At 64.1% G+C, this 24363-nt stretch carries 18 protein-coding genes; 9 read left to right on the top strand and 9 right to left on the bottom strand.

All coding sequences use genetic code 11. The features are described from left to right. Positions 1-338 precede the first annotated feature (338 nt). Positions 339-2015, top strand: a complete 1677-nt coding sequence (locus tag NE591_RS04325; protein WP_256156357.1) for a helix-turn-helix transcriptional regulator — start codon at positions 339-341, stop codon at positions 2013-2015. On the opposite strand, the gene NE591_RS04320 is transcribed toward NE591_RS04325, so the two are convergent. Further along, positions 2012-3226, bottom strand: a complete 1215-nt coding sequence (locus NE591_RS04320) for a 4Fe-4S binding protein (RefSeq protein WP_173111444.1) — start codon at positions 3224-3226, stop codon at positions 2012-2014. The genes NE591_RS04325 and NE591_RS04320 overlap by 4 nt on opposite strands. Before the next feature lie 220 nt (positions 3227-3446). Between NE591_RS04320 and NE591_RS04315 the strand changes: the two genes are divergently transcribed. The 7 genes from NE591_RS04315 to NE591_RS04285 all read left to right on the top strand — a co-directional run bounded on the left by NE591_RS04315 (position 3447) and on the right by NE591_RS04285 (position 10731). Next, on the top strand, positions 3447-4316 hold the full coding sequence (locus NE591_RS04315; RefSeq protein ID WP_256156356.1) for a nitrogen fixation protein NifZ: 870 nt from the start codon (positions 3447-3449) through the stop codon (positions 4314-4316). A gap of 11 nt (positions 4317-4327) precedes the next feature. Continuing rightward, positions 4328-5002, top strand: coding sequence for a hypothetical protein (locus tag NE591_RS04310; RefSeq protein WP_173111438.1), 675 nt, complete (start codon positions 4328-4330; stop codon positions 5000-5002). A 12-nt stretch (positions 5003-5014) separates the two neighbouring features. Then, on the top strand, positions 5015-5935 hold the full coding sequence (locus NE591_RS04305; RefSeq protein ID WP_173111435.1) for a hypothetical protein: 921 nt from the start codon (positions 5015-5017) through the stop codon (positions 5933-5935). 9 nt (positions 5936-5944) lie between these two features. Then, entirely contained in the window at positions 5945-6640 is a 696-nt protein-coding gene (locus NE591_RS04300; RefSeq protein ID WP_173111432.1) for a molecular chaperone, read from the top strand. Between the two features lie 52 nt (positions 6641-6692). After that, positions 6693-7331, top strand: a complete 639-nt coding sequence (locus NE591_RS04295) for a 4Fe-4S dicluster domain-containing protein (protein ID WP_173111429.1) — start codon at positions 6693-6695, stop codon at positions 7329-7331. 9 nt (positions 7332-7340) lie between these two features. Further along, positions 7341-8423 carry a 4Fe-4S binding protein gene (locus NE591_RS04290; RefSeq protein ID WP_173111425.1) on the top strand — a complete coding sequence of 361 codons (1083 nt, stop codon included), beginning with the start codon at positions 7341-7343 and terminating at the stop codon, positions 8421-8423. A gap of 307 nt (positions 8424-8730) precedes the next feature. Continuing rightward, entirely contained in the window at positions 8731-10731 is a 2001-nt protein-coding gene (locus NE591_RS04285) for a hypothetical protein (RefSeq protein ID WP_173111423.1), read from the top strand. A gap of 210 nt (positions 10732-10941) precedes the next feature. On the opposite strand, the gene NE591_RS04280 is transcribed toward NE591_RS04285, so the two are convergent. From NE591_RS04280 to NE591_RS04250, 7 genes are all read right to left on the bottom strand, one after another. Beyond that, the gene (locus NE591_RS04280) at positions 10942-11313 is read right to left on the bottom strand and encodes a GIY-YIG nuclease family protein (protein WP_256156354.1); all 372 of its coding nucleotides are present in this window, start codon (positions 11311-11313) and stop codon (positions 10942-10944) included. 42 nt (positions 11314-11355) lie between these two features. Next, positions 11356-12447 carry a hydrogenase formation protein HypD gene (gene hypD / locus NE591_RS04275; protein ID WP_256156353.1) on the bottom strand — a complete coding sequence of 364 codons (1092 nt, stop codon included), beginning with the start codon at positions 12445-12447 and terminating at the stop codon, positions 11356-11358. A gap of 334 nt (positions 12448-12781) precedes the next feature. Next, positions 12782-13030, bottom strand: coding sequence for a HypC/HybG/HupF family hydrogenase formation chaperone (locus tag NE591_RS04270; RefSeq protein ID WP_256156352.1), 249 nt, complete (start codon positions 13028-13030; stop codon positions 12782-12784). Between the two features lie 79 nt (positions 13031-13109). After that, positions 13110-15602 carry a carbamoyltransferase HypF gene (hypF, locus tag NE591_RS04265; RefSeq protein ID WP_256156351.1) on the bottom strand — a complete coding sequence of 831 codons (2493 nt, stop codon included), beginning with the start codon at positions 15600-15602 and terminating at the stop codon, positions 13110-13112. Positions 15603-15978: 376 nt separating this feature from the next. Continuing rightward, positions 15979-17880, bottom strand: a complete 1902-nt coding sequence (locus NE591_RS04260; protein WP_173111413.1) for a glucose-6-phosphate isomerase — start codon at positions 17878-17880, stop codon at positions 15979-15981. Positions 17881-18096: 216 nt separating this feature from the next. Then, a complete protein-coding gene (locus tag NE591_RS04255; RefSeq protein WP_041714276.1) occupies positions 18097-18810 on the bottom strand; it encodes a LytTR family DNA-binding domain-containing protein in 714 nt (237 codons plus the stop codon). A 210-nt stretch (positions 18811-19020) separates the two neighbouring features. Beyond that, positions 19021-20430 carry a Sapep family Mn(2+)-dependent dipeptidase gene (locus NE591_RS04250; protein ID WP_173111410.1) on the bottom strand — a complete coding sequence of 470 codons (1410 nt, stop codon included), beginning with the start codon at positions 20428-20430 and terminating at the stop codon, positions 19021-19023. Between the two features lie 272 nt (positions 20431-20702). Here NE591_RS04250 and NE591_RS04245 point away from each other — a divergent pair, with 272 nt between their 5' ends. Next, positions 20703-22049, top strand: a complete 1347-nt coding sequence (locus NE591_RS04245) for a dicarboxylate/amino acid:cation symporter (protein ID WP_256156350.1) — start codon at positions 20703-20705, stop codon at positions 22047-22049. 143 nt (positions 22050-22192) lie between these two features. On the opposite strand, the gene NE591_RS04240 is transcribed toward NE591_RS04245, so the two are convergent. After that, the gene (locus NE591_RS04240; RefSeq protein ID WP_256156349.1) at positions 22193-24163 is read right to left on the bottom strand and encodes an FAD-dependent oxidoreductase; all 1971 of its coding nucleotides are present in this window, start codon (positions 24161-24163) and stop codon (positions 22193-22195) included. Positions 24164-24363: the final 200 nt, after the last annotated feature.

The raw sequence follows: 24363 nt of genomic DNA, 5'->3' as shown, positions 1-24363 counted from the left end.
CGCCCGCTACCTCCGCGCCCTCGCCGGTTTCCCCGGGACGCTGACAGGACGGTGCCTTACGGCCGCCATTCTACGGAGGCGCGCATCGTCCCCCTTCATAGGAGGCTTATGATTTGGGACTATTATTCTGAGGGGAGAGGATCATATGAGCCGTTTTGATCTGCGGATTCTCTAAACGGCCCGCATCCGCACGATTTTTCGCGCCGGCTGCTGACTCTGTGTTATCATCGCAGGACATAATTCTGCTGCGGACATACGGGGGAGCAGCTGCATGGACGAAAGGCAAGGGGCCGCCATACCGGGCACCTTGTTGCATGATGCGCTGGAACAGGGGAACTATGAAGCTGCCGTATATCAAAGTTGAAGTGGAATACCGCGAGGAGGAGACCGGGGCGCCCGGGAAAGTATCGCCGGCGCTTATCGTGGGATTCGGGCTGCACTGGGCCTGGGTCTATCTCTTCATGTTCAACGGGCAGTACATCCTCTTTCCCGAAGCGGATTCAATGCAGCTGCTGCTTTCCGCCACCTCCGGCGTCTTCCACGCCGTGGCGTTGCTGCTGTACGCCGTGTTTCTGAAACAGGCCCGCCAACTCTTCGACACGCCGGCGCACATCCGCCGCAACCGTGCGATCGCGGCGTTTTTGGTGGCCTGCGCGACGCTTCTATGCATGGCGGGGAACATGGTCTCGGTAGGGCCCTTGGCTGCCGCGCTCTTCGTGCTTGCCGGCGTGGCGAGCGGCGTGGGATCGGCCATGCTGCTCATGAGCTTCGGTGTCTCCTTCAGCGTGTGCGACCTGCCCACCATTGCGCTGTGCGCGGCGCTTTCCATGGTGGTGAGCGCGCTGGCGTTCGCCCTCACCCTCGTCGTGAGCGCGGCTTTTGTGCCGGCCGGCGCCCTTCTATGTCTGGCTCTGCCATTCCTCGAGTTGCTCTGCCTGAACAAATGCTCCGCCGATCTGGTGGACAAGCTGGAGTTCTCGTTCATGACCATGCCCGTGCGCACCGCCTCCTTCGTAGGGCACCTCGGTGTTCCCTCGGTCGTTTTCGGCGTGCTTCTGGGCATCCTACGCTGCTGCGCGCTCACCGGGCCTTTGCTGGACCTGCTTCTGGCCGCGGGCGGTGCGGAAAGCGCCTTCTCCTTCTCGGTGTTCGCGGCGAGCCTGTTCGCTTGCGCAGCCCTCATCATGGCCATGCTCACGCTGCGCAAGTCGCGCAACTTCGCCTTCCGCGTGCTCGTGCCCCTCATCGCCGTACTGCTCGTGACGCTGTGCACCCCCTATGGCACCGACGGCACCTTCCGCTGCTTCGCCCTGTTCGGCTCCTACTTCATGCTGGAAGCGTGCCTGTGGGTCATGTACGCCGACATCGCCCAGAGCTACCGTGTGAGCGCCTTTACCACCTTCGGCTTCGGTCACGGCCTTCTGTCCGCCGGCTCCCTCGCCGGTTTTCTCATGCTGCAGCCAGGCGGTCTTTTGGAAGCGGCGTCGACCGAACCGATGATGCTGGCTTTGGTCGGGCTCATCGCGCTGACCCTCGGCGTTGCGACGCTGCCCAACGGCGCCGAGATGCGCAGCACGCTCATACGCGGTCGCCTCTGCCCTCTGCTGGACGACCAGACCGACTTGGAAGAGCTGATGGGCGGGGAAGTTGCCGCAAGCGAACCTTCCGTCGAAGAAGCCGTGGTGCCGATGCCATCTGATACGCCGGGAGCCGTCTCTTCTGCACCGGGCGATATTCCGGAGCCAGCCACTCCCGCCGTCCAAGAATCTCCCGAGCAGCGCGCCGGACGCTTCAAACGGAAGTGCGCCGCCGTGGCCGATACCTTTTTGCTGTCGCGCAAGGAAACCGAGGTGCTGCTCCTTTTGGCGAAGGGCCGCAATTCCGCCGCCATCCAGGAGGCTCTCTACATTTCCGCGGGCACGGCCAACACCCACATGCGTCACATCTACCGCAAGCTGGACGTCCACTCCCAGCACGAGCTCATCGATCTGGTGGAATCCATGGTGGTGGATTAGCGCTCGTAGACTTGGTCGGTTTTCATCATGGTTTGGGCTTTGTGCCAGATGGTATGGGGGGTGTCGTGCTGCACGGCGCGGGGGCGCATGACGTAGCGGTCGGTGACGCCGCCCAGGAGATCCACGGCGAAGACCTCCTCGGAGATTTCGATGGCGTGCTCGGGGCAGATGGCCTCGCAGCTGCGGCATTTCACGCAGTCGCTCGGACGGTGCTCCACGCCGAAGGTGCCGTCGGCGTCGGTGAACTTCGCCAAAGCGCCGGTGGGGCAGAACACGGCGCACATCTGGCAGGAGGCGCACGCATCGGTGTCGATGACGACGTGACCCCACAGGCGCGTGTCCACCATGACGTCCTCCGGCTCGCCCAAGGCCGCCAGGCTGTCGAGCAAACGCTCGCGACGGTCGGGAATAAAATGGGGCAGCGTACCGTCGTCCATCACTTTGAGATAGCGACCCACGTCGCGGGCATCGACGACCAACGCGCCCTCGGCATCCGCGTTGCTGGCGTCACCCAGCGCCTCGGTCACCGCCGTTTCCGCTACGACTACCCCGGCACGGGCGGCCAGCGCGGCGCCTTCCGCGAGCACGGCGCGGCGCCCGCTGTCGTAGTCGGCGGCCCTCTTGGCCGAGGCCGGCAGCTTTCCCGAGAAGCGCACGGTCATGGGCGCGCCCCAAATTTCCAGCAGCTTCTCGGCGGTTTCCACCACCGCCTCGGCGCAGGCGCGACCCCGCCCGTGATCGCAGCGCTCGCAGTCGCCGTGAATGAGCACCACCTCTCGGGCGCCTTCCACGGCAAGATCGGCCAGGAGGGACTCGTCCACGCGGCCAAGGCATTCCACACGCGCGATCTTTTCTTCATCGTAGCGGCCGCGCGCCCGCTCCAAAAGCTCGCCGCAACCGAGATAGGCCGCGCCCTCGTTGGCCGCAAGCGATGCGCGGGCCGCCGCCGTGAGGGCCGCATCGCTCGGGTGGTGGGCCTCCAAGGCGCAGGTGGGGCACACCGTGGCGCAGGTGCCGCAGCCGATGCACTTCTCCGGCGACACGGTGAGCACCTCGCCGTCGTAGGAGATGCAGCCCGACGCGCAGGACTCAGCGCAGCGCAGGCAGTCGGCGTGACGGTTGCGAACAAGCGCGCACCGCTCCTGGTGCACGGTGATGTACGGGCTTTCCAGCTTCCCGATGAGCCCCAGCATGGTATCGATGCTCGCCATGATTCCCCCTTGCGTCCTCTCTGCGTATCGACCGGAACCGCGCCCCGCGGCCTTTGTCCCAGCCGCTGCGGAACAAAGGCCGCGGGGCGCAGCCCCCTTGGCGTTTTCGTCATCATAAAGGCCATTTCATAGGCGAAATCATAGGAACCATATTATTCTGGCTATGAAAGCCCTCCTAAACTTCTCGGCGTATTGGGGAATCGAGAGAAAAGGAGGGAACATGGCACTGCTAAGACCGTCGCTGACGCTCGTGCTCGATTTGGATGAGCGCGTCGCCGCCGAGCAGACCATCCTCGAAATCAATCGGAGCTACGCCCACATCGGCACGCCCGTTGTTCGCACCCATGCGTGTGAAAGCGCGGAGGACGCCCCCGTGCGCAACACGGCGCGTCTCATCGTGAACATGGGCACCTACTCTTATCTTAACTCTGCCGACGAAGGCGCCGACGAGCGGTGGGAAACCATCGTGGGGCCTTGGATCGGCAACATGCTGCGCAAGATCGGCAACAACATGAAGGTGTTCAACGATCGCCAGCGCAAGATCGGCTATCCGGAAGTGCACTTCGATACCTTGGATATCGAACTGGGCGCCGGAGCTTTCACCGTCGCGGTGCGGCCCCAGGGCGCAGGCGCCGTCGACGAAGCCGTAGCCGAACGGGTCACCGCCGCTCGCAATCTGCGCAACGACGGCACCTTCGCCGAGGCCGTGCGCGTGGAGCTGCCTTGCGCCGAATCATGGAACGCTCAGCGCGACGCCGCCTGGGAGGCCTGGGCAACCGAGCATCCCGAGGTTTTGGAAGAGCCCGACACCGACGAGGAGGCGCCGAGCGGCGACGTTGCCGACGAGGCAGCCGAACCCGCGCCGGAGAAGACCCGCGAGGAACTTCTCGCCGAGGACGTCATCGCCAAGAGCTACGAAAACACCGCCGTGCCTCCCACCGACTCCGAGGCACTGCCGCGTCCCCAGCGCGAAGAGGAAGAAGAGGAAGACCCCTTCGACTTCCCCGTCGATTACACCCTGTGGGCCGTCATCGGGGCCGATGGCGCAACACGCACCTACGATTCCGTCGCAGCGGCTTTCGTCGGCTAGCGGAGATACCCATGGCACCCGAGAACGCTTCCGCCAACTCGCCCGTCTCGCGCAACGACGCGTCCGCAGCGGCCCAGCAGCCCCAAGAGATGCGTGGCGTGCACGCCCTCGTGAAGTGGGAAAGCCCCGCCGATGAGGTGCGCGGCATTGCCGCAGGGGCCGCCGTGCTGCTGCGCGATCACGCCGTGCTGCCCCATCAGATCGGCTTCTCCGTGCCGAACCGCACCTGGGCCGTACAGCTGGCCCAGGCCTGCAAGGTCATGGGCGTGCGCGCCAGCATCGCAGAGGCCGGCGAAGTGCCGAGCGGTAGCGCCGCTGTCATCTTCGACTTCCGCGCCCCGAAGAGAAACGTCGAGTGGCTGTTCGTTGTCGGCTGCACTGAGGGCCTTATGCCCACGGCGGCGGCCACAGGCGACGACAAAGCGAGCCGGGCGGCCCAAGAGGAGCAGCGCGCCGCCTTCGCCCGCCTTGTCGCCGGCGATCGGCCCCATGTGGTGCTCTCCTATTTCGCTCAGGCGGACGTTGCCCTGGCCGATCAGATTCGCCTTCCCTACCGCCGCACGATCACCCGCGACGGTGTCTCCCTTGCCTGTCTGACTCCCACGCACTTCATCAGCGAGATGGGAGCGGCACGGCCGACCACCGTCGGCAGCCAGCGCTTTCTGCGCGATGCCGGCCTGAACTAGAAAGGAGCTCCCGTGAGCACACCGGATTTGTCCGCGTTCAACTTCAGCTTCGACCCGACCTTGGACACCTGGGCCGTCAGCGATGAGCCCGCCGAGCTGGACTCCTCCGAGATCTTCCTGCCCAACGTGGAAGGACGCACGGAGTTTCTGCCCCCCGACCCCGATCGCGTGCCCGTCATCGAGAACTCGGTGCGCACCGATGACCCGGCCTATGCCGCCCGCCCCGCCGACGAGCGCACCCGCGAGCTTCTGTCCCAGATGCGCCCGCACCGCGCCACGCTGCTGGGCATCCTGGCCGCCTGCGAGGCGCCGATGGCAACCAGCGCCATGAAGGAAGCCGTCGAGCGCATCAGCGGCCGGAAGTTCTCCGTGTACACGCCTTCTAACTTCTGCACCATGCTGGAAGTGGCCGGCGGCCTTGCGCGCGTAACCGATGCCGGCGAGCCCTACACCGACGAGGTGCGCGCGCCCGAGATGGTGGAAGTGGACGGCCGTGCCTTCTGGCGCCCCACCACCCCGCCACCGGTGTACTGGCAGACCACCGAAGCGGGCGCCACGGTGCTCGCCGAGGACGACCCCGCCGCGCGCATCGAGCGCCTCTTCGCCAAGGAGCCCGAGTTCCTCCCCGTGTACAAGCGCATTCTGCTCATGGCCGACACCGAAGAGGGCACCAGCATGGGACTCATGTCCGTGGCCGTCGACACCGATCCGGCCATCGCCGAGAACCGTCGCTTCTACGTGCAGCATTTCGTGGAAAGCCTGGAGCGCGCCGGCGCCTTCGTTTGGGCCGACGGCGCCTGGCACGCCACCGATGCGGGCCGTGCGGCGCTGGCCGGCGCGCTGGCCAAGGTGGTCGACGACTACGAAGTGCCCGCCGTTGACGACGTGACGTGCGCCAATGTACCCACCCTCACCGATGGCGTGAACTGGTAAGGAGGAGCCATGACTGAGGAAGTTCTGGAAGAGACGGCTCTCGCGCCGTCCGAGCTGATCGAGCTGTTCAAGCACCGCAGTGCCACCTACGGGCTGCTGTCGCGCCTGTACGCCAAGGAAGTGGACGCCGAGCTACTCGACGAGCTGCACGACACGCTGTGGCCCATCGAGACCGGCACCGACGCCGGCGATACGGGCAACCGCCTCATCGCCACCTACCTCTCCGGCATTTGGGAGAACACGTTAACCGAGCTGGCCGCCGATTACATGCGCACCTTCTTCGGCCACGGCTATTCGGGCCATGCGGCGGCCTATCCCTTCGAAAGCGTGTACTCCAGCGAGAAGCGCCTGCTCATGCAGAGCGCCCGCGACGAGGTGCTCGCGCTGTACCGTGCCGCCGGGCTTTCCAAGCAGGAGAGTTGGAAGGAGGGCGAGGATCACATTGCGCTGGAGCTGGAGTACCTGCAAATTCTCTCCGACCGCACCGCAGAAGCGCTCTGCAAGGGCGATACCGACACAGCAACGTCGTGGGTGCGCGCGCAGTACAACTTCCTCGACGTGCACCTGGACAGCTGGGCGCCGCTGCTCACCGCCGAGGTGAAGAAGTTCGCCAAGACCGATTTCTACCGGGGACTCGCCTTCCTCACGGAGGGCTTTCTAGAGACCGACCGCGAGGTGCTGGAAGAGCTGCTCGCGGAGGACTAGCGTTCGGGCCGATCGCGTCCGTCGCGCCGGCCCTCTAAGTAGAGGAGAAGACATGGGAGACGAGAAGAAACGAGAAGGCGCGGGCATGTCCCGGCGCACCTTCGCCTTGGGCGTGGGAGGAGCCGGCGTGCTTCTGGCCATGGGCGGCTTGAAGCTGGTGCCCGCGGAGGCCCAGGTGCGGCCACCCGGAGGCCAGGACGAGAGCCGGCTTGTGGCATCGTGCATTCGCTGCGAGCGCTGCGTGGAAGCCTGCCCGCGCGGCGCGCTGCGTCCGGCCCACATTGAAGACGGCATCGTCTCCGTGCGCACTCCCACGACGAACTTCAACGACGGCTGGTGCGACTTCTGCGCCGATGAGAACGACGGGGTTCCGCTGTGTGTGGCGGCCTGCCCCACCGAGGCGCTGGCGCTGCCCGCCGACGCGACCGCCGAAACCACCATCATCGGCAAGGCCGTGCTCATTCGCGAATGGTGCCTGGCCTGGGACAAGAACAACGGCTGCCGGTTCTGCTACGACGCGTGCCCTTACGAGGCCATCGAGCTGGACGAGAACGGCCGCCCCGTCGTCGTGCCCGACAACTGCAACGGGTGCGGTGCCTGCCAAAGCGTGTGCGTGTCCCAGAAAGAGGGCTCCTACACCACCGGCGCCACCTCGCGCGCCATCATCGTCGTTCCCGAGAGCGAGGCCTAAGGAGTCGTCATGAGTCAGAAACTTCGCATCATCATTCCCCTGGCCCTGCTGGGCGCCGCCGGCGTGGCCTACGCCGCTCACGTCAGCGCGGGCACCCTGTCGGCCTTCGGCTGGGAATCCATTTCACTTATCTGTCCGATTGGAGCCTTGGGCACCATGCTCGCCAGCAAGATGCTCGTGCCGCGGGCGGTCATCTCCATCGTGCTGGCCGTGGCCGCCATCCTGCTTTTGGGGCGCGCCTTCTGCGGGTGGCTCTGCCCCGTGCCCGTATGGAGCAAGCTGCGCGGCATCTTCAAGAAGGGCGGCACCTCTACGGCAGGGGCTGCCTCCGGGATCTCCTCCGCGCCCGACGCTGCCCCTGGGATCTCCTCCGTAGGGGGCGACCTCGGTCGCCCCTCCGCAACCGAAGCTACCTCAGCGGCGCCAGCAACGAAGGCCACGCCCCTTTCCGCCGCCGAGAAGCGCGCCCTGAAAACCTCGTGCGCGGGCGGATGCTCCTCCTGCGCCGACCGAAAGCCGGCCGATTCCCGCCACATTATCCTGGGCGGCACCCTGCTTTCCGCCGCCATCTTCGGATTCCCGGTATTCTGCCTGGTATGCCCCGTGGGTCTGTCGTTCGCCATGGTGTTTCTGCTTATCGCGCTGTTCGGCGGCGGCGATGTCACCTGGTCGGTGCTCATCATCCCGGCGCTGATAGCCGTCGAGGTGATCTTCTTCCGTAAATGGTGCTCGCACCTGTGCCCCATCTCGTCGTTCATGAGCCTCATCGGTCGCGCCAACCGCACGTTCCAGCCGGCCATCGACGATGCGAAGTGCCTGGAGACCGCCCACAACGCCACCTGTGGACGCTGCGCCGAGGCGTGCGAGGTGGGCATCAATCCTCGCCACCCGGAGCTGGGTACCACCTTCAACGAGTGCACCCGCTGCCACGCCTGCGCCGATGTGTGCCCGGGGCACGCCATCAGCTTCCCGCTCATCGCCCGCAAGACGGCCGGCGCCCCAGCGCTGGAGCCAACAACTGCGGGCGCATCCGGCACCTCGGCCATCGAGCCCGAGCTCGACCTTGACGAGCCGTCCGAGACTCTCTCGTAACCCCGCCTCCTCTCCTTGGGAAGAAGCTGGGCGCGGCGCCCGTGCAGGCAAGCCCTTCTACCTGCACGACCATCGCACCGCAGCCCAGTCTCTCCCTGACCGGCCTTTCCCCTCCTCCTTCGATGCGGCACTCCTCCTTTCCCGAAGCTTTTCCTCTCCCTCCCTGCGCTTCGGATCCCGCCGCATCGGACGCCTCCCCTTCCTGCGCCCCGCGAAAGGCCGTTCAGGGGGAGCCCGGCAGTCTCGATTCCCCAATGTCCTCGAACTGCTGGGCTTCCCTTTCCTCATTCCAAACGGAAGGCCACCTATGATCCCTTCGCCAACAGTAACCGAAGCGCTCTGCATCACGGGCGGTCCGCGCTCAGGCAAAACCGGAGCGCTCGTCGAACGTGCCGCTGCTTGGGCCGAAGCGATCCCCGCAGACCCCGTCGCCCAGCCGCCGTTTTTGTTCTTCTGCGCGTCGCCCGTGACAATAGATGACACCACATCTCGCCTTTCGCAGCGCGGACTGGCGGACGCGCCCGCAGAGGCCGCAGGGCCTGCCGAATCCGCCGCCTGTCAGCACGGCCCACGCACGAGCCTGTGCACGGGCCTGGTAACCACACCCTTCGATTACGCCTGCCGCATTCTGGCCGATCCTCTCGCTCAGCGGGCCACGGGCCGAGGCGGCCGCGTGCTCAGCCAAGCCGAGGAGGCCGTTTTCTACGAGGATCTGAAAACGTGCGGCCTGAAGCGCCGACGCCTGCGCGAGCTGTGGGCCTTTCTGCAATGCGGCCTTGTGAACCTGAGCGACAGCGACCCCGACTGGATTCAGACCACCGAAGAACAGGCCGTTCTCGATCTGGCCCGCAGCATCCTCATTTTCGAAGAGGCCGTCTTACCGGGCGAAGCCGTGAACCTGGCCGTGCGCGCTTTGGAAGCCGAACCGGCGCTGCGCCAGCGCTTCGGCTCGCCCGTCGTGCTGGCCGACGATTACCTGCTCATGAGTCGCGCTTCCCAGCGACTCGTAAACTTGCTGGCTACGGGCAAGATCGCCGTGGCCGGAAGCGAGAAGACCGCCCTGCCCGCCTTCGAGCCCTACCCCTGTGCCACCGGCTTCGCGGAATTCGAAACGGCCCACGCGCCCCTGCAGCGCGTGACGCTGGAAGCGCCCTTCCGCTCCCTTGAACGCGCATGGGAAGCGGCTCCCGACCTGGCTGGCGAGATGGCCCTTATCGCTCGCACCATTGCCGAGGAGCTGGCCGGCGGCACAAGTCCCGACGCCATCGCCGTCGTGGGCACCAACCGCACCTGGCGCGCCAACCTGCAGCGGGCCCTCACCTCCGTGGACATTCCGGCAGCACCGATGCGCCATCCGGCCTTCAAGGCTCCCAAGGGCGACCTCGCCCCCGCCAGCGACAACGAGCGCGAGCACGTTCTGAGGCAGCTTCGCGACAGCATCACGCGACCGGACGATTCGCACGGGTCCCGTGCCTGCACTCGTGCCGGCATCAACGATGCTGCAACTCGGAACAACCCGCCGGCTTCCCCCTGCGCGGGCGACTCTATCGCCTGGCGCCAATGGCTCAGCTTCGACGACGCCCTCGGACGATCCGCCGCTGTCTCAGAGCTGCGGCGCATCGCGCAACCCCAGGGCCTCAATCTTGCCGAAGCTCTCGCCGCACTGGACGCCGACGCCCTGCCCGGCCTTCCCGCAACAAGTCCCTTCACCCAAAGCCTGCTCACCCCCTATCGCGAGGCGCAAAGACTGCTTGCAAAGCGCAGCGGGAACGACCAGCCGACAATCGTCACCTCGCCGGCGGCCGCAGCCAATCGAGCACGTGAGAGCTCTTCTTCGTCCAAAGCCGACACGGCCCTCTCCCTCGCCAACCTTACTGAAACGCGTGAAAACGATGCAGCGGCGACTCCAACGTCTCCCGCACCGGCCGTCGCCATCGCCGCCCCCGAAGACCTCTTCGGCCATACTTTCGAGGTGGTCATCTTCGGCGGCTTCGTGAACGGCTTCATCCCCTCGCGCGATATGTGCGACCCCGGCGTCATCGTCGGCGGCGCCCGTGTCCGCCAGGAAGCGACCGACCGGGACACCATTGCGCTGGCCGAGCAGCGCGCCACCCGACGGCTTCTCTTCACCAGCTTCGAAAGCTGCGATTTGGAAACCGCCGAGCGCCTGCGTCTTCATATCCCCCGCATCCGCTTGCGCAACGGCGTCCGCACCTGCGACATCGAGCCCAGCAACTACCTGCAGGAATTGAACCTGGGCATCAGGCAAACCTCCGGGCCGACCGATCAAAGCCACCCGTCAGCTTAGGTATCTTCAAAATTCAAGGGGCAGATGCCACTTCGACCCCGAAATGGCGTACCGCCCTGCCAGTTGAAGGCCGAAATGGCCAGAAAGTGCCACTTCATAGCCGAAATGGTCTCCCCCCTCTTACCATTTCGGGGTCGAACTGGCATTTGCCACCAGATTCGAAAGCGATGCGACTTGCTGCTTCTTCTAGGTCGCGCCCGTTAAGCGATGTCAGGTGAGTATGTTTTTCAAGGCCTCTTCGAAACTGGAATGCGAGGCGGAGGCGAGCAGGGCATCCTTCTCGTTGCGGGAAAGCTGCTTGAAGACGTATTCCGCATGCATGGCATCATGTTTGCTGGCAAACTCGGCATAGGCAAGCAAGCTCACCGGCAGCCGGGCGCGAGTGTACTTCGCTCCCTTGCCAGCGTTGTGCGCCGCCAGCCGTGCCTGCACATCCACGGCATAGCCCGTGTACAGCGAGCCGTCGGCGCATTCCAACACGTACATGTAGTGACTTTTCTGTTCCATCTTCATCTCATCCCGGGTTCGCCCAAGAAAATCAGCGAGGTTGCGACTGTGCAATCGCAATCGCACCTGCAGCATCGGCTCGTCCGCTCGTCCCGCCAGGGCGAACGGAACCTCTATCTAGTAATACCGATAATATGCCGCGCAGCTGCCCTCACTGGAGACCATACAGGGGCCCACGGGGTTCTCCGGCGTGCAAACCTTCCGGAACAGCGGGCACTCGCTCGGCGCCATGATGCCGCGGAGCACGTCCCCGCAGCGGCAGCCTTTGTGCTCGCGCACCTCTTCCACGTCGGGCTGAAAACGGCGCATGGCGTCGAACTCGGCGAACTCGTCGCGAATGCGGTAGCCGCTGCCAGGAATCTCGCCCAAGCCGCGCCAGGTGGCCGCGCAGGTCTCGAACACCTCGTCGATGGCGGCGAGCGCCACCGGGTTGCCCTCGGGCATCACGCCGCGGGCATAGGCGATCTCGATGTCGGCGCGACCCTCGTGCAGCTGGCGCATGATCATGGCGATGCCCTGCAGCACGTCCACCGGCTCGAACCCGGTGATAACGCCGGGGATGCCGTACTTCTCGGCCAGGAAGCGATAGGGCTCCGCGCCGATGATAGTGGACACGTGCCCCGGCAGAATGAGCGCGTCCAGCTTCAGCGCCGGGTCGTTGATGATGACTTCCAGCGCCCCGGGCATGTTCTTGTGGGCGCCGTATACGGTGAAGTTCGCAAGGTCCATGGCGCGCGCTCGTTTGATGGCCATAGCTACGAGCGGCGTGGTGGTTTCGAAGCCCACGCCGACGAAGACGATTTGCCGATCGGGGTTCTCCTGCGCCAGACGCAGGGCGTCCAGCGGCGAGTAAACGATCTCCACCGAGCGCCCCGCCGCCTGCTCGGCCAGCAAGCTGGACGTGGAGCCGGGCACGCGGGTCATATCGCCGAAGGTGGCGATGGTCACTTCCGGCACACGGGCCAGCGCGATTACCTTGTCGATGTCGTGGTTGCTCGTCACGCACACGGGGCACCCCGGGCCGGAGGCGAGGCGCACCCCCTCGGGCATAAGGCCGCGAATGCCGTTGCGCGCGATGGCCACCGTGTGGGTGCCGCACACTTCCATCAGCGTCGCGGACTTTGGGGCCAGCGCTTGAATGGACTCGATGAGCCCCCGCGCCAACCTCGGATCTTTGAATGCCTTCAGTTCTTGCTGCATGGCGTCCATTCTTGCAACCACTCCTTCAAGGGTGTACAATGCGGACAAGCGGAATGCCCGCTGCACTCGGGCACGACTGCTTCACATTACTGCGATTAATGTGATGAAGAGCCGTTCTTCCTATGCGAGGGGCGGCTTTTTCATTGCCGCCCGCGCGGCTACTGCCGCAAGCGCGCGGTCAAATCGATCACCGCTACGATCACCAAACAAAACGTGAGGAGTTCCATCCAGCTTACGTACATAGCTGCTCCCTTCGACGAAAGAAGCAGTCCGCTCGTCCGTGCGGTCAGTCTAGTGTAATACACGGACGGATTCAACAGGCAAAATGCACTGTTTTCGCTCCTTAGGCCGGCATGGGAGCCTCGTTCAAATCGGCCAGCTCGGGGAACTGCTTTACCAGCTCGATGGTCTCAAGGGCGAACTGCTCGTCCACCACCTCGATGGCGAAGCCGGCGTGCACGAGCACGTAGTCGCCCACCTGGGCCTGAGGCGTCAGGTCGACGGAAATCTCGCGGGTCACGCCCAGAATGTCCACGGTGGCCAAGTTCCCCTCTTCCAGGGCCGCCACCTTAGCAGGAATTGCCAAGCACATACGCTACTCCTTAATGCATGATTAGAGTTCTATTGTCGCAGGTTCGCCCAAGGAAGTCAGCGAGGTTTCGGTCAGGCTCCTACTCGCCCGAACGGGCGGAACACACCACCGCTTGGCCCAGGCTAATGCAGCCGTCGTTGGGGGGCAGGTCGCGGTTGATGGCGGCCGTAAAGCCGGCAGCGGCCAAATCGGCCAGCACGTGCTCGGTCAGGTACCGGTTCATGAACACGCCACCCGACAGCGCCACGGTAGCGATGCCGTACAGCGCCCGCACCAGCTCGGCGCTCATCACAATGGCGCTCACCATAGCGTCGTGGAAACGCCGCCCGATGACCGACACGGGCACGCCCGCTTCCAGATCGTCTAAAAGCGCGTGGAAGGTGGCTTCGGCATCCAACAGAATAACCGACGTGTCCTCGGCCGTGCTCGTTTCGGTGGCGGTGTTCTTCTCGGCCGTCACGGCATAGCGCTCGCGGGCCGCCAGATCGTCATCGGGCACCACACCGGCCGCTCCCTCGGCGGCAGCGGCGCCGGGCTCATCGGCCCCCGCCGTTTCCATGGCTGCCTCCAAAAGGATGGCACCCTCGCCCTCGTAGCTCGGCTCCGTGCAAATGCCCAGCAGAGCGCTGGCCGCGTCGAACAGGCGCCCGACCGAGGACGTCATGGGCGTGTTCAGCCCGCGCTCGATCATGGTGTCGCACACCTCGGCCTCATCGCCCAGAGGCGCCAAAGCCACCGCGGCAGCTGGATGTTCCAGCAGGTCGTAGGCCCACAGCACGCCATAGGCCATGCGCAGCGGATGCTTGATGGCCGCAGCTCCTCCAGGCATGGGCACGTAGGCGAAGTTGGCGAAGCGCTCGAAATTGGAGCGGTTGGCCAGCAGCACCTCGCCTCCCCAGATGGCCCCATCCACGCCATAGCCCGTGCCGTCGAAGGCGATGCCGCAGACTGCGTCGGTCAGCCCGTGCTCGGCCATGACCGACACAATATGGGCGTGGTGATGCTGCACTTCAGTTACGGGAAGCCCCTGATGGTGGGCCCATTTGCTCGTCAGGTACTCGGGGTGCAAGTCGCATGCCACCGCCGCAGGCTCCATTTCGAAGAGGCTCTCGAAGCGATCCTTCGTGGCCAACCACGCGTCGTAGGTCTCGGCGTTTTCCACGTCTCCGATGTGCTGGGATACGAAGCCGTCGGTGCCGCGCAGCAGCGTGAAGGTGTTCTTCTGTTCAGGGCCGGCGGCGAAAATGACGCCCTCGGCAGGCGCAGCGCCCTCGGCCGCCACCGACACGGGCACGGGCGCATAACCCCGCGCCCGGCGCAGGAACTGGATGGCGTACCCGGGCTTCTCGTCGACCTCATCCACCTGGATCAGCCGCACGACCGAATCGTCGAAGCGCGTGAGGATGGGGCGATTGTTCCCCAAAAAGGCATCGGCGATGCTGGCCAGCTTCTCGCGGGCCTCCTCGTCGGCGATGCAGATGGGCTCGTCATGCACGTTACCCGAGGTCATCACCAAAAGCGGCACAGGCGTGCCGGGGGCGCAGGCCGCGGCCGCCTCTTCAGGATGCGCCGCCTCCCAAGCCTCCGCGAAATCGTGCATAAGCAGATGCTGCACCGGCGTGTAGGGAACCATGACACCCAGCTCGGAAAGCCTGTCGGCCACGCCGGCCCCGATGGCCCCGTCGGGGCGCTTGCGCAAGAGCACGATGGGCCGCGACGCCCCGGTGAGCACCGCTTCCTCCTCCTCGCTCACGAAGCACAGCGCCCGGACTGCAGCCACCGTCGGCGCCATGACCGCCAGGGCCTTCCCGTCGCGTCGCTTGCGCCGGCGCAACTCGGCCACAGCATCGGCATTGTTCGCATCGCACACGAGATGAAAGCCTCCCAGCCCCTTCACGGCCAAAATCTTCCCTTCCATGAGCATCTCCACCGCCGCCGCGAAAATGGCATCCGACTCCTCGCGCGTCTTACCGACGAGCTTATCATCGTCAGTCCCAACGCTCCACGTCACCGAAGGGCCGCATTCGAAGCAGGCATCGGGCTGGGCGTGGAAGCGGCGGTCGAGCGGATCGGCGTACTCGGCGGCGCACTTCTCGCACATGGGGAAGGCCGCCATGGACGTCGCCACCCGATCATAGGGCAAGTGGTCGATGATGGTGAAGCGCGGCCCGCAGTTCGTGCAGTTGATGAACGGATACCGGTAGCGGCGATCGTTGGGGTTGAACAGCTCGCGCACGCAGTCCTCGCACGTGGCAAGCTCGGGCGAGACGAGCGTCGTCTCTTCTACGGCATCATCGTCGGAAAAGCGGATCTCGAAGCTGTCGAAGTCCTCCAGGGGCACTTCCTTGATGTCAATCTCCTCTACGCGGGACGCGGCCGGAGGATTGTCCGAGAGCTCCATGATGAACTCGTCCACCAGCTTGCTCTCGCCCTCGGCATGAATGTACACGCCATCGGCAGCGTTCAGCACCCAGCCGTTGATGAGGTACTTCTTCGCCATCCGGTAAACGAAGGGGCGAAACCCCACTCCTTGCACAATGCCCTTCACATGAATATCGACCGCATCAATCATAAACCGCTCCCTTGCCTTGGGCCCTTTAGCGCGATATACTACGGACAAGCGGAGGCCCGCTGCATTCGGGCACGACTGCTTCACATTACCTGTTCTAATGTGATGAAGAGCCGTTCTTCCTATGCGAGGGGCGGCTTTTTCATTGTCGCCCGCGCGGCTACTGCCGCAAGCGCGCGGTCAAATCGATCACCGCTACGATCACCAAACAAAACGTGAGGAGTTCCATCCAGCTTACGTACATAGCTGCTCCCTTCGACGAAAGAAGCAGTCCGCTCGTCCGTGCGCGCAAGTGTAGTGTAATACAACGCGACTTTCAACGGGAATCAACCTCACTTCATCAGGATGAATTGCCCATTTGAGAGGATGCGGGGAACGCCTACGCTTCGCTGGCCTCGCCCTCGGTGGCGGCAACTTCTGCGGCCACGGCCTCAGCATCGGCGTCCTGGGACGCTTCGGCGAACTCGGCTTCCACGGCAGTTTCACTCGCTTCGGCGGCCTCCACGACCACGGTAGCCTCGGCCAGCTCTTCGTCCTCGGCCATGGCAGCGGCTTCGGCCAAAGCGCGATCGGTCAGGATGTCGGCAATCACGTCGTCGATCACCTGGGCCAGCTGGCGCAGCGTCACGCCGGAGTTGTCCGGCAGATGCAGGTGCACGCAGCGACGTCCGCGCTTGACCAACGTCACCAAGTCGCCCGCGGCCTGGGCTTTCGCCAGCTCGCCGAGACTGGGCGCCGAGGCCCCCTCGGGCAGCGAGATGTCCTTCAACTCGTCGGCCGACAGGATGAGGAAGACGCCCATGTTCGGGCCGCCCTTCTGCAGCTGGCCCGTGGAATGCAGGTAGCGCGGCCCCACTTCCAGGCAGGACACGCAGCCGAAGGATTCGGCCACTCCGTGGCGAATCTGCTCGATAGCCTCGCGCCGGCCCTCGCCCGTGAACGGCAGGAAGGCGTTCAACGCGAAGAAATCGCCGGGCTGGATGGAGGACAGCAGCGCGTAGAGCGCCTCGTGCAAATCCTCGCAGCCCTCGAACATGGGCGCGAAGGACACTTCCACGCGACCCATGTCCACATCGGTCGTGAACACCTCGGTGAAGTCGGGTTCGGGCTGGCCGTTCTTCAGGATGTCGAGCACCTCGGCCTTCGCGGAGGCCACGTCGGGCTGGTCGAAGGGGCACACGCCCATGAGGTAGCCGCACATAGCGATGGCGTACTCCCACATGACGAAGTGCTCGGCCAGCTCCTCCACGGTGTCGATGCGGTAGTTCAGCCGCGGGATGGCCGGGTCGATGTAAGCGAGGCTCATCTCGAAGTTGCGGCGCTCGTCCCACAGGTCGGTCTGGGTCTGGTACATGATGATGGACCGATCGCCCGGGTCTTCCGTGAGCAGCAGCGAGTCGATCTCGATGTTCGGCAGAATGCCCTCGCCGTTCTTGCCCAGCGACTCGGCCACCAGCTGCTCGATCCACAGACCCAGCACGCGCCCGCGCTTGGGGGTAAGGAATGAGAACTTGTTGCGGCCCTTCAGGTAGTTGTCGTAGAGGAACGCCGCAAGGTTGATGGCCGGGTTGTCGATGGCGTCTTCCGAACAGGCCTCCTCGGCCTCGCGGGCGTGGGCCATGAAGGCCTCCATATCGATGCCCGTGAGCGCCGCCGGCACCAGGCCGAACACGGAGAGCGCCGAGAAACGGCCGCCCACCGTGGGCTCGCCAGAGAACACGGCACGCCAGCCCTCCTCGCGGGCTTGGCGATCGAGATCGCTACCCGGGTCGGTGATGGCGACCAGGTGCTTCACCACATGTTCGCCGAGCTCCTTCTCGAAGGAGGCGCGCACGGCCTCCAGCAGCATGCGCGGCTCGATGGTACCGCCGCTCTTCGAGGAGATGATGACCAGCGTGCGATGAGGATCGCAGATGGTGAGCATCTCGCGCACGCGCACGGGCGAGTCGGAATCCAGCGTGCGGAACTTCACCCGAGTGGAATCGTGTTTGTTGTATTTCGTGATGGTCATGGGCGCCTGAGTGGAACCGCCCTGACCGATGAGCAGAATGGTGTCGAGGCCCGCTTCCACCACCTCGTCGGCGAAAGCCTGGATAGCGTCCATATCGCACAAGGGGCTGGTGGCCAGATCGACCCATCCCATGTAGTCGCTCGCGCACGCTTGCGCCTCGGGGGAGAAATCGTACAGCGTGGCGTCCTTGGCATGAATGCGGCTTGCCGCACGAGCTTTCACCAGGGTCTTTGCCGCCGGATACAGCTTCTCAACGTCAACGGAGAGCATGGCGCTCCTCTTCTCTCTGGGCAATTTCCGCCAGCCAGCAGAATTGCAAACGGGCCCCTTGCGCCTGGCACCGGGGCCCCTCCTCGTTAATCTAGTGGAAATATTCTAGCAAAGGCCGCCGAAGCGCGCCCACATCCCCACAACCCTATGGCGGTTCTGTGAACGAAACGAGCCCCGGTGCGGGGCTCGTCAGTGCATCATTTGGCGCAAGACGTTCTACAGATTCAGCGCCTTCTTCAGCGAAGACACGCGGCGGCGGGACACGGGGATCTTCTCCTCCACGCCGTTCAGCGTAAGCAGCAGCGTGCCGCCGGAGACGGACTCAATCTCCTCCACCATAGACAGGTTCACCAGATAGCCGCGGTGCACGCGGAAGAATCCGTGGCCGTCGAGGCGCTTCTCCAACTGGGCGAGGCTCACCGTGGAGAAGTAGCGGTCGGTATCGGTCTGCAGGTAGGCGTAGTCGTCGCGGGCCATGACGAAGCGGATCTTGTCGATGCCGATGAGGATCTTCTTGCCGCCCTTTTCCACGGGGATGCGCTCGGACTTGTGAGCCTGCAGGTGCAGGGCCACCTGCTCGCGCACGCGGGCGATGGCCTGGGCCAAGCGCTCGGTCTCCACCGGCTTGACCAAGTAGTCGATGGCGCTGACCTTGAAGGCGTCCAGCGCGTGCTCGGAATAAGCCGTCACAAACACCACCGCCGGGGGGAACTTGAGGTGCTGCAGGGCCTCGGCCAGCTGAAGGCCGGTGGCCTCGGGCATGTTCACGTCCATGAACATGACGTCGCAGGGATACTCTTTCAGCTTCTCGATAGCCTCGCGCACGTTGGCAGCTTCGGCTGTCACTTCAACCCCGCCAACTTCGTCGAGAAGAAAGCGCAGTTCAGAACGGGCAGGAGCCTCGTCGTCAACGATGATTGCGTTAAGCACGTCGTCCTCCAAAAAGTAAACCTCTGATTGCATTTAATCTATTCTATAGCACAGCTGACGGGCCGTCATGTCCGATCATCAGGAAATCACGGGTTAATTCCAGATGAGAGCATCGAAAATGCCTATGCCCGCGCCTCCCGACGCCCAATCGCAAAAAAGGCCCTGCAGCGAATGCAGGGCCCGGGAAACAAGGTCGAGGGAGAAGCGCCTCTACACGATCTTCAACCCCTGCAGCTCGGCGAGAGCCAGCACGTAGATCTTGAAGGAAGTCTTCAGCAGGTCCTCGGAGACGCCCTCGTCGGGGCCGTGCTCGCCACCGACCCAATCGGGGTTCTCGATCCAGGGCATGTTCACGCCGAAAGACGCGCCCTTCTTGAACTCGCGGGCGTAGGTGCCGCCGCCGATGGTGAAGGGCTTGTGCTCGGTGTCGCCGGTCACGAACTGGAAGGCGTCCTGCAGCACCTGAATCTCCGAATCGTCGGGCTTCACGAGGAAGGGCACCATGAGCAGGGTATTCTCGAAGGTGGCACCGATATTGTCCGTGAGCTTCGTCAGTGCGGCCGTGATTTCCTCGGCCGTGATGGACGTGGGCCAGCGGCTATCCATGGTCTGCACGAGGCGGTCGCCCTCTTTGCGGATGGTGCCGCCCACTACCGTGAGCGGTCCGAAGTACTCGTCGGCCGTGGCGATGCCCACGCCGGCGCCGGTGGTGTCGGACACGAGGCTTTGCACGAGTTCCAAGAACTCGCGTTCTTGCTGGTTGCACAGGCCGTTCTCCAGCAGGTAGTTCGCCAACAGCATGATGGCGGAGATGCCACGCTCGGGCCAGGCGGCATGGGCATTCACACCCGTAGCATCGATGCGCGCCGTGCCGTCGCCGGCGTCTTCCACGGTAATGCGCTCGGCCGCGGGCAGCGCGGCGGCATCGGCGCGCACGACGGCCCAGGCCTCGCCGGGCACCGCGTTGGTCACCACGCCGCCAGAGATGTCCAGAATCACCGGGTCGGCGATGGGCGCGCTCGTGATGCACCCGTCGTAGCCGCCCTTCTCACCGTAGCACACGGGGAAGTCGGCATCGGGCGTGAACAGGAACGCCGGGCTCTCGTAATTCTCGAGGTACCAGGTCACATCGGCCATGGAGGTTTCCTCATTTGCGCCGAACAGGAAGCGGATGGTGTAGGGGCGTGGCACGTCGAGCCCGCTCAGGCACTTCACCGCATGAAGGGCAACCACCGACGGGCCCTTGTCGTCCAGGCAACCACGGCCCATGAGGTAGCCATCCTTTTCCGTCACCTTGAAGGGCTCGAAAGTCCAACCCGGGCCGGCGGGCACGACGTCCATGTGCCCGATGATGCCAAGCTGCGTCTCGGTCTCGCCGGGCAGATCCGCAAAGCCGATGTGGCCCTCGCAGTTGGTGGCGGCCATGCCCATACCCTCGGCGATCTCGAGCGCCGCTTCCAGGGCGGCAGCGGGGCCCGGGCCATAGGGTGCACCCGGTGCAGCAGCGGCCAAGTCCTCGGTCGAGGGAATTTCCACGAGCTTGGCGATGTCAGCCACAATAGCATCGCGATGAGCATCCCAGTATGCCTCGGCGGCGGCAACTATTTCCTTGCGGTCCATAGACGTTCCTTTCAAGCATATCGTCCCCTGAAGTGCGGCACACCATATCATGGCACTTCCGCCCTCTTCAGGCAGAAACGTTATTCCACACATCTCGCACCGGCGCGTCCCCGGCAGCTCTCAATGCCATTATGGCCTTTCCCAAAAAGCAGCACGGGGCATTTCTCCATTTGTTGCGGGGCCGTTAGATCGCTTGGCCACGTGCCTTATTTTCCCTGTAGATATGCTTATAATGGGGTCGGTTTATGCACAAAGGGAAAGGACGCACCGCCATGGCCGACGATTCCATCATTTCGGCACCTGCTGACGCTACCGAGACGGTCGCACCAACGCCCGACAGCGGCGACAACGGGAACGGCCACGGCAAGCCAAAGCCCTGGTTCAAGCGCCTGTCGCTGACGACCTGGATTTTCATCGCGCTCATTCTGGGCGTGCTGGCCGGCATGGCTCTGCAGGGGGCGCCCGAGATCGCCGACACTTACATCAAGCCCTTCGGCACCATCTTCTTGAACCTCATCAAGATGATCGTCGTGCCATTGGTGCTGTTCTCCATCATCGCCGGCGTCGTGTCGCTGGACGACGTGAAGAAAGTCGGCGCCATCGGCGGCAAGACGGTGCTGTTCTACCTGGCCACCACGGCCTGTGCCGTCACGCTGGGCCTTATCTTCGCGAACGTGATGAACGTGGGCGCGGGCTACACCATGCCCTCGGGCGAGCTTTCTTATGAGGCCACTGAGCCGCCGTCGCTCATCGACACCATCGTGAACATGTTCCCGTCGAACTTCTTCCAGCCCATGGCCGACGCCACCATGTTGCAGGTCATCGTCATCGCCGTGGTATTCGGCTTCGGCATGATCGCCGCGGGGAAGAAGGCCGAGCCGGTCATCAAGATCTGCAACGCCATGTCGGACGTGTGCATCGCCATCATGCGCGGCATCATTCTGGTGGCGCCCTTCGGCGTGTTCGGGCTCATCTGCCCCGTCATCGCCAACAACGGCATCGATGTGCTGCGGCCGCTTTTGTGGCTCATCGTGGTGGCCTACGTGGCCATGATCGTGCAGATCATCCTGGTGTACTCGGGCATCATCAAAATCTTCGCCCGCATGAACCCGCTGAAGTTCTTACGCGGCGAAATGCCGGTGATGGGCTTCGCCTTCGCCTCGGCATCATCTATGGGCACGCTACCCATTAATATGGAGTGCACCGAGAAGATGGGTGTGTCGAAGGAAGTCACCTCGTTCGTGCTGCCGCTCGGCGCCACCATCAACATGGACGGCACCGCCATCTACCAAGGCGTATGCGCTATCTTCATTGCGCAGGTGTTCGGCATCGACCTTTCTATCGGCCAGCAGCTGACCATCGTGATGACCGCCGTGCTGGCCTCCATCGGCACCGCCGGCGTGCCCGGAAGCGGCATGATCATGCTGGCCATGGTGCTGCAGTCGGTGGGCCTACCGGTGGAGGGCGTGGCACTGGTGGCCGGCGTGGACCGCATCCTGGACATGATGCGCACCACGGTGAACGTCACCGGCGACGCGGCCGTGGCCACCTGCGTCGACGCCATGCAGAAGCGCGCCGCCGCCCGCAAGGCTCGCAAAGCCGAGAAGGCCGCGGCATAGCCGGCACAGCTCCAAAGTCGTTTCGGCGGACTGGATCAAGGTCGCAACGCCGAGAAGGTGGCTGCGTAACCGGCATAGGGCCACCAAGCACAAACGAGGCCCCCGACCGTTCGGCGAGGGCCTCGTCCATGGGGAGGGGCTGATTAGGCGAGCATCTGGTTGACGCAGGAAAGGCCTGTGCTCATGCTGGAGACACCGCTGTTGCCGTCGGAGCATTCGCCCACGACATAGAGGCCCTCAATACCCGCACCGTCGGCCGTGAGGGCCTGGTAATCGGGACCGACGGAAACGCCACCGATGGTCACATGGGCGGCCCAGGTACGCGGGGAGGCGTAGAAGGGAGCCTCGACGATAGCGTCTTTCTCGCTCATGTTCTCGCGACCGAACACCGTGTCCGCCACGTCTCCACGTGCAATGGCGTTGTAATCGTCAACCGCCTTCGCAAGCACCGAGGGATCGGCGCCGATCATCTGGGCCAGCTCCTCAATGCTGTCCGCCCGGAAGAGCTTGCTCTCCTCGATGAGCTTGTCCGCACTGTAGCCCTGCTCGTTGTAGCCGTTCACAAGACCGGAGTTGAGCGCATCGCTGATGATGAACAGCTTCTCCTCGGGCTGCTTCATTACGGCGGCGGACAGGGCGAAGCGATCGAGCGACTCGTTGATGAAGCGCTCGCCGTTCACGTTGACGAAGAGCCCCAGACCGGCATTGCCGACGATAGTCTCCGTCGAATAGTCGATGGAGTCAGCAATGGGGAACACCATCTGACGCCCCATGTTCTTCAGCTCGGCTCCCAGGCCCTCGGCAAGCACGTGACCATCGCCCGTGTGGCCGTAGCTGTTGGTCGTCGGAATAACCGTGGACTCATCCCAGGGCCACATCTCGTTGTACTTCTTCAGCAGATCGGGATTGCCGGAATAACCGCCAGTAGCCAGAATGACGCCGCGATCCGCCATAACACGATAAGTGGTGCCGTCAGCGCACTGGCCAGAGGCTCCCACCACAGCCTTGCCGTCCACGATCAGCTCGGAAACGGGCGTCTCGAAGAGGAAGGTGATCGGGAGGTTCTGGGTCTCCACCGTGTTGTCGAACACGCTGAAGAAGCCCTCGCCGTTCTCCTTGTCCACCGCATGGGCCTTGCGCGGCCACGGGAACCCGACGATGCCGACCAGCGTGCCACTCACGGTGTAGCCCTGATCGAAGAGCCAGTTGTTCAGATCGTTCACCTTGTGGGCATAGGGGAGCCAGTACTCCTTCGCCGGGCCGCCATTGCGCGAGGCGTAGTCCAGGGCGTAGTACTCCATGGAGTCGTACACCTTCGTGTTGCCCGCGGCGAAATACGCATCGAAGTCGGCCTGCACGGCATCAACGAAGTCCTTGGGAACGCCATTGTCCAGACTCTTCTGGAGCGTCGCGTGGAACATGTCGCGGTTGCCGTCCGTCATATCGGGCTTCATGTCGTCGACGCCTTCGAACACCTCGAGCCAGCCACCGCTGACCAGCGCGTTGCCGCCAGCATAGGCGGTTTTCTCGAACACCACCACATCCAAGCCCTGCTGGGCCGCGGCGACGGCGGCGGCCATGCCGGCACCGCCGGCGCCGCACACCACGAGATCTGCCTGGATCTCCTTGGTCTCATCCGACTTCTCCGGCGATGCGGCCTTCTTCAGCGCCGAAGCGTCTCCGTTCGCCTGGTTGACGCAATCAGCCACGCTCTCGATGATGGCCATACTCGTCAGCGTGGCGCCCGTCACGGTGTCTACGTTCAAGCTCTGCAGCTCCACAATCTGCTGCGGCACCCGCTCGCGAGCCGGGGCGCTGATGCGCTCGGTGTCTTCGAACTCCACGATCTCGACGCTCTCGATGGCGCTTTCGGACATGCGCACCTCGACAGTCACCGGGCCCTTCTTGCCGGGCGCGGACGCCGTATACGTCCCCGGGACAAACGCCGCGGTCGAGGCAAGTCCCTCCCCCGATGGTTGCACCTCGGGAGCGCACCCCGCAGACACGAGAGCAGCCTGGGCGGCCGCAATGGCCGCGCAGGCGACAAACGTCCTGCGCGAAAGCGAGATGTTGCGCAGCGTGGGGAAAACCTCGGCAGTGTTAATTTCCTTCATTCTTACCCTCCTCGATCCATACTTCCTTTTCCTTTACGCAGCGGTATAATTCCGCCGTGAAGAGAATCGGGGAAAAGGGGCGGCAGTTCATCGCCCCCGATGAGCTAAATGCCCGCGATTCACACGTTCATTTTGTGCTAAATGGCAGGTGGGGACAGGTTATTTGATGACGCGACGCGAAAAAGGCCACTTGTGCGAAC

The sequence above is a fragment of the Adlercreutzia sp. DFI.6.23 genome (assembly GCF_024462535.1).
GTDB lineage: Bacteria > Actinomycetota > Coriobacteriia > Coriobacteriales > Eggerthellaceae > Adlercreutzia > Adlercreutzia rubneri.
The sequence above is the reverse complement of the archived record's forward strand: the minus strand, read 5'-3'. Positions and strand labels throughout refer to the sequence as shown.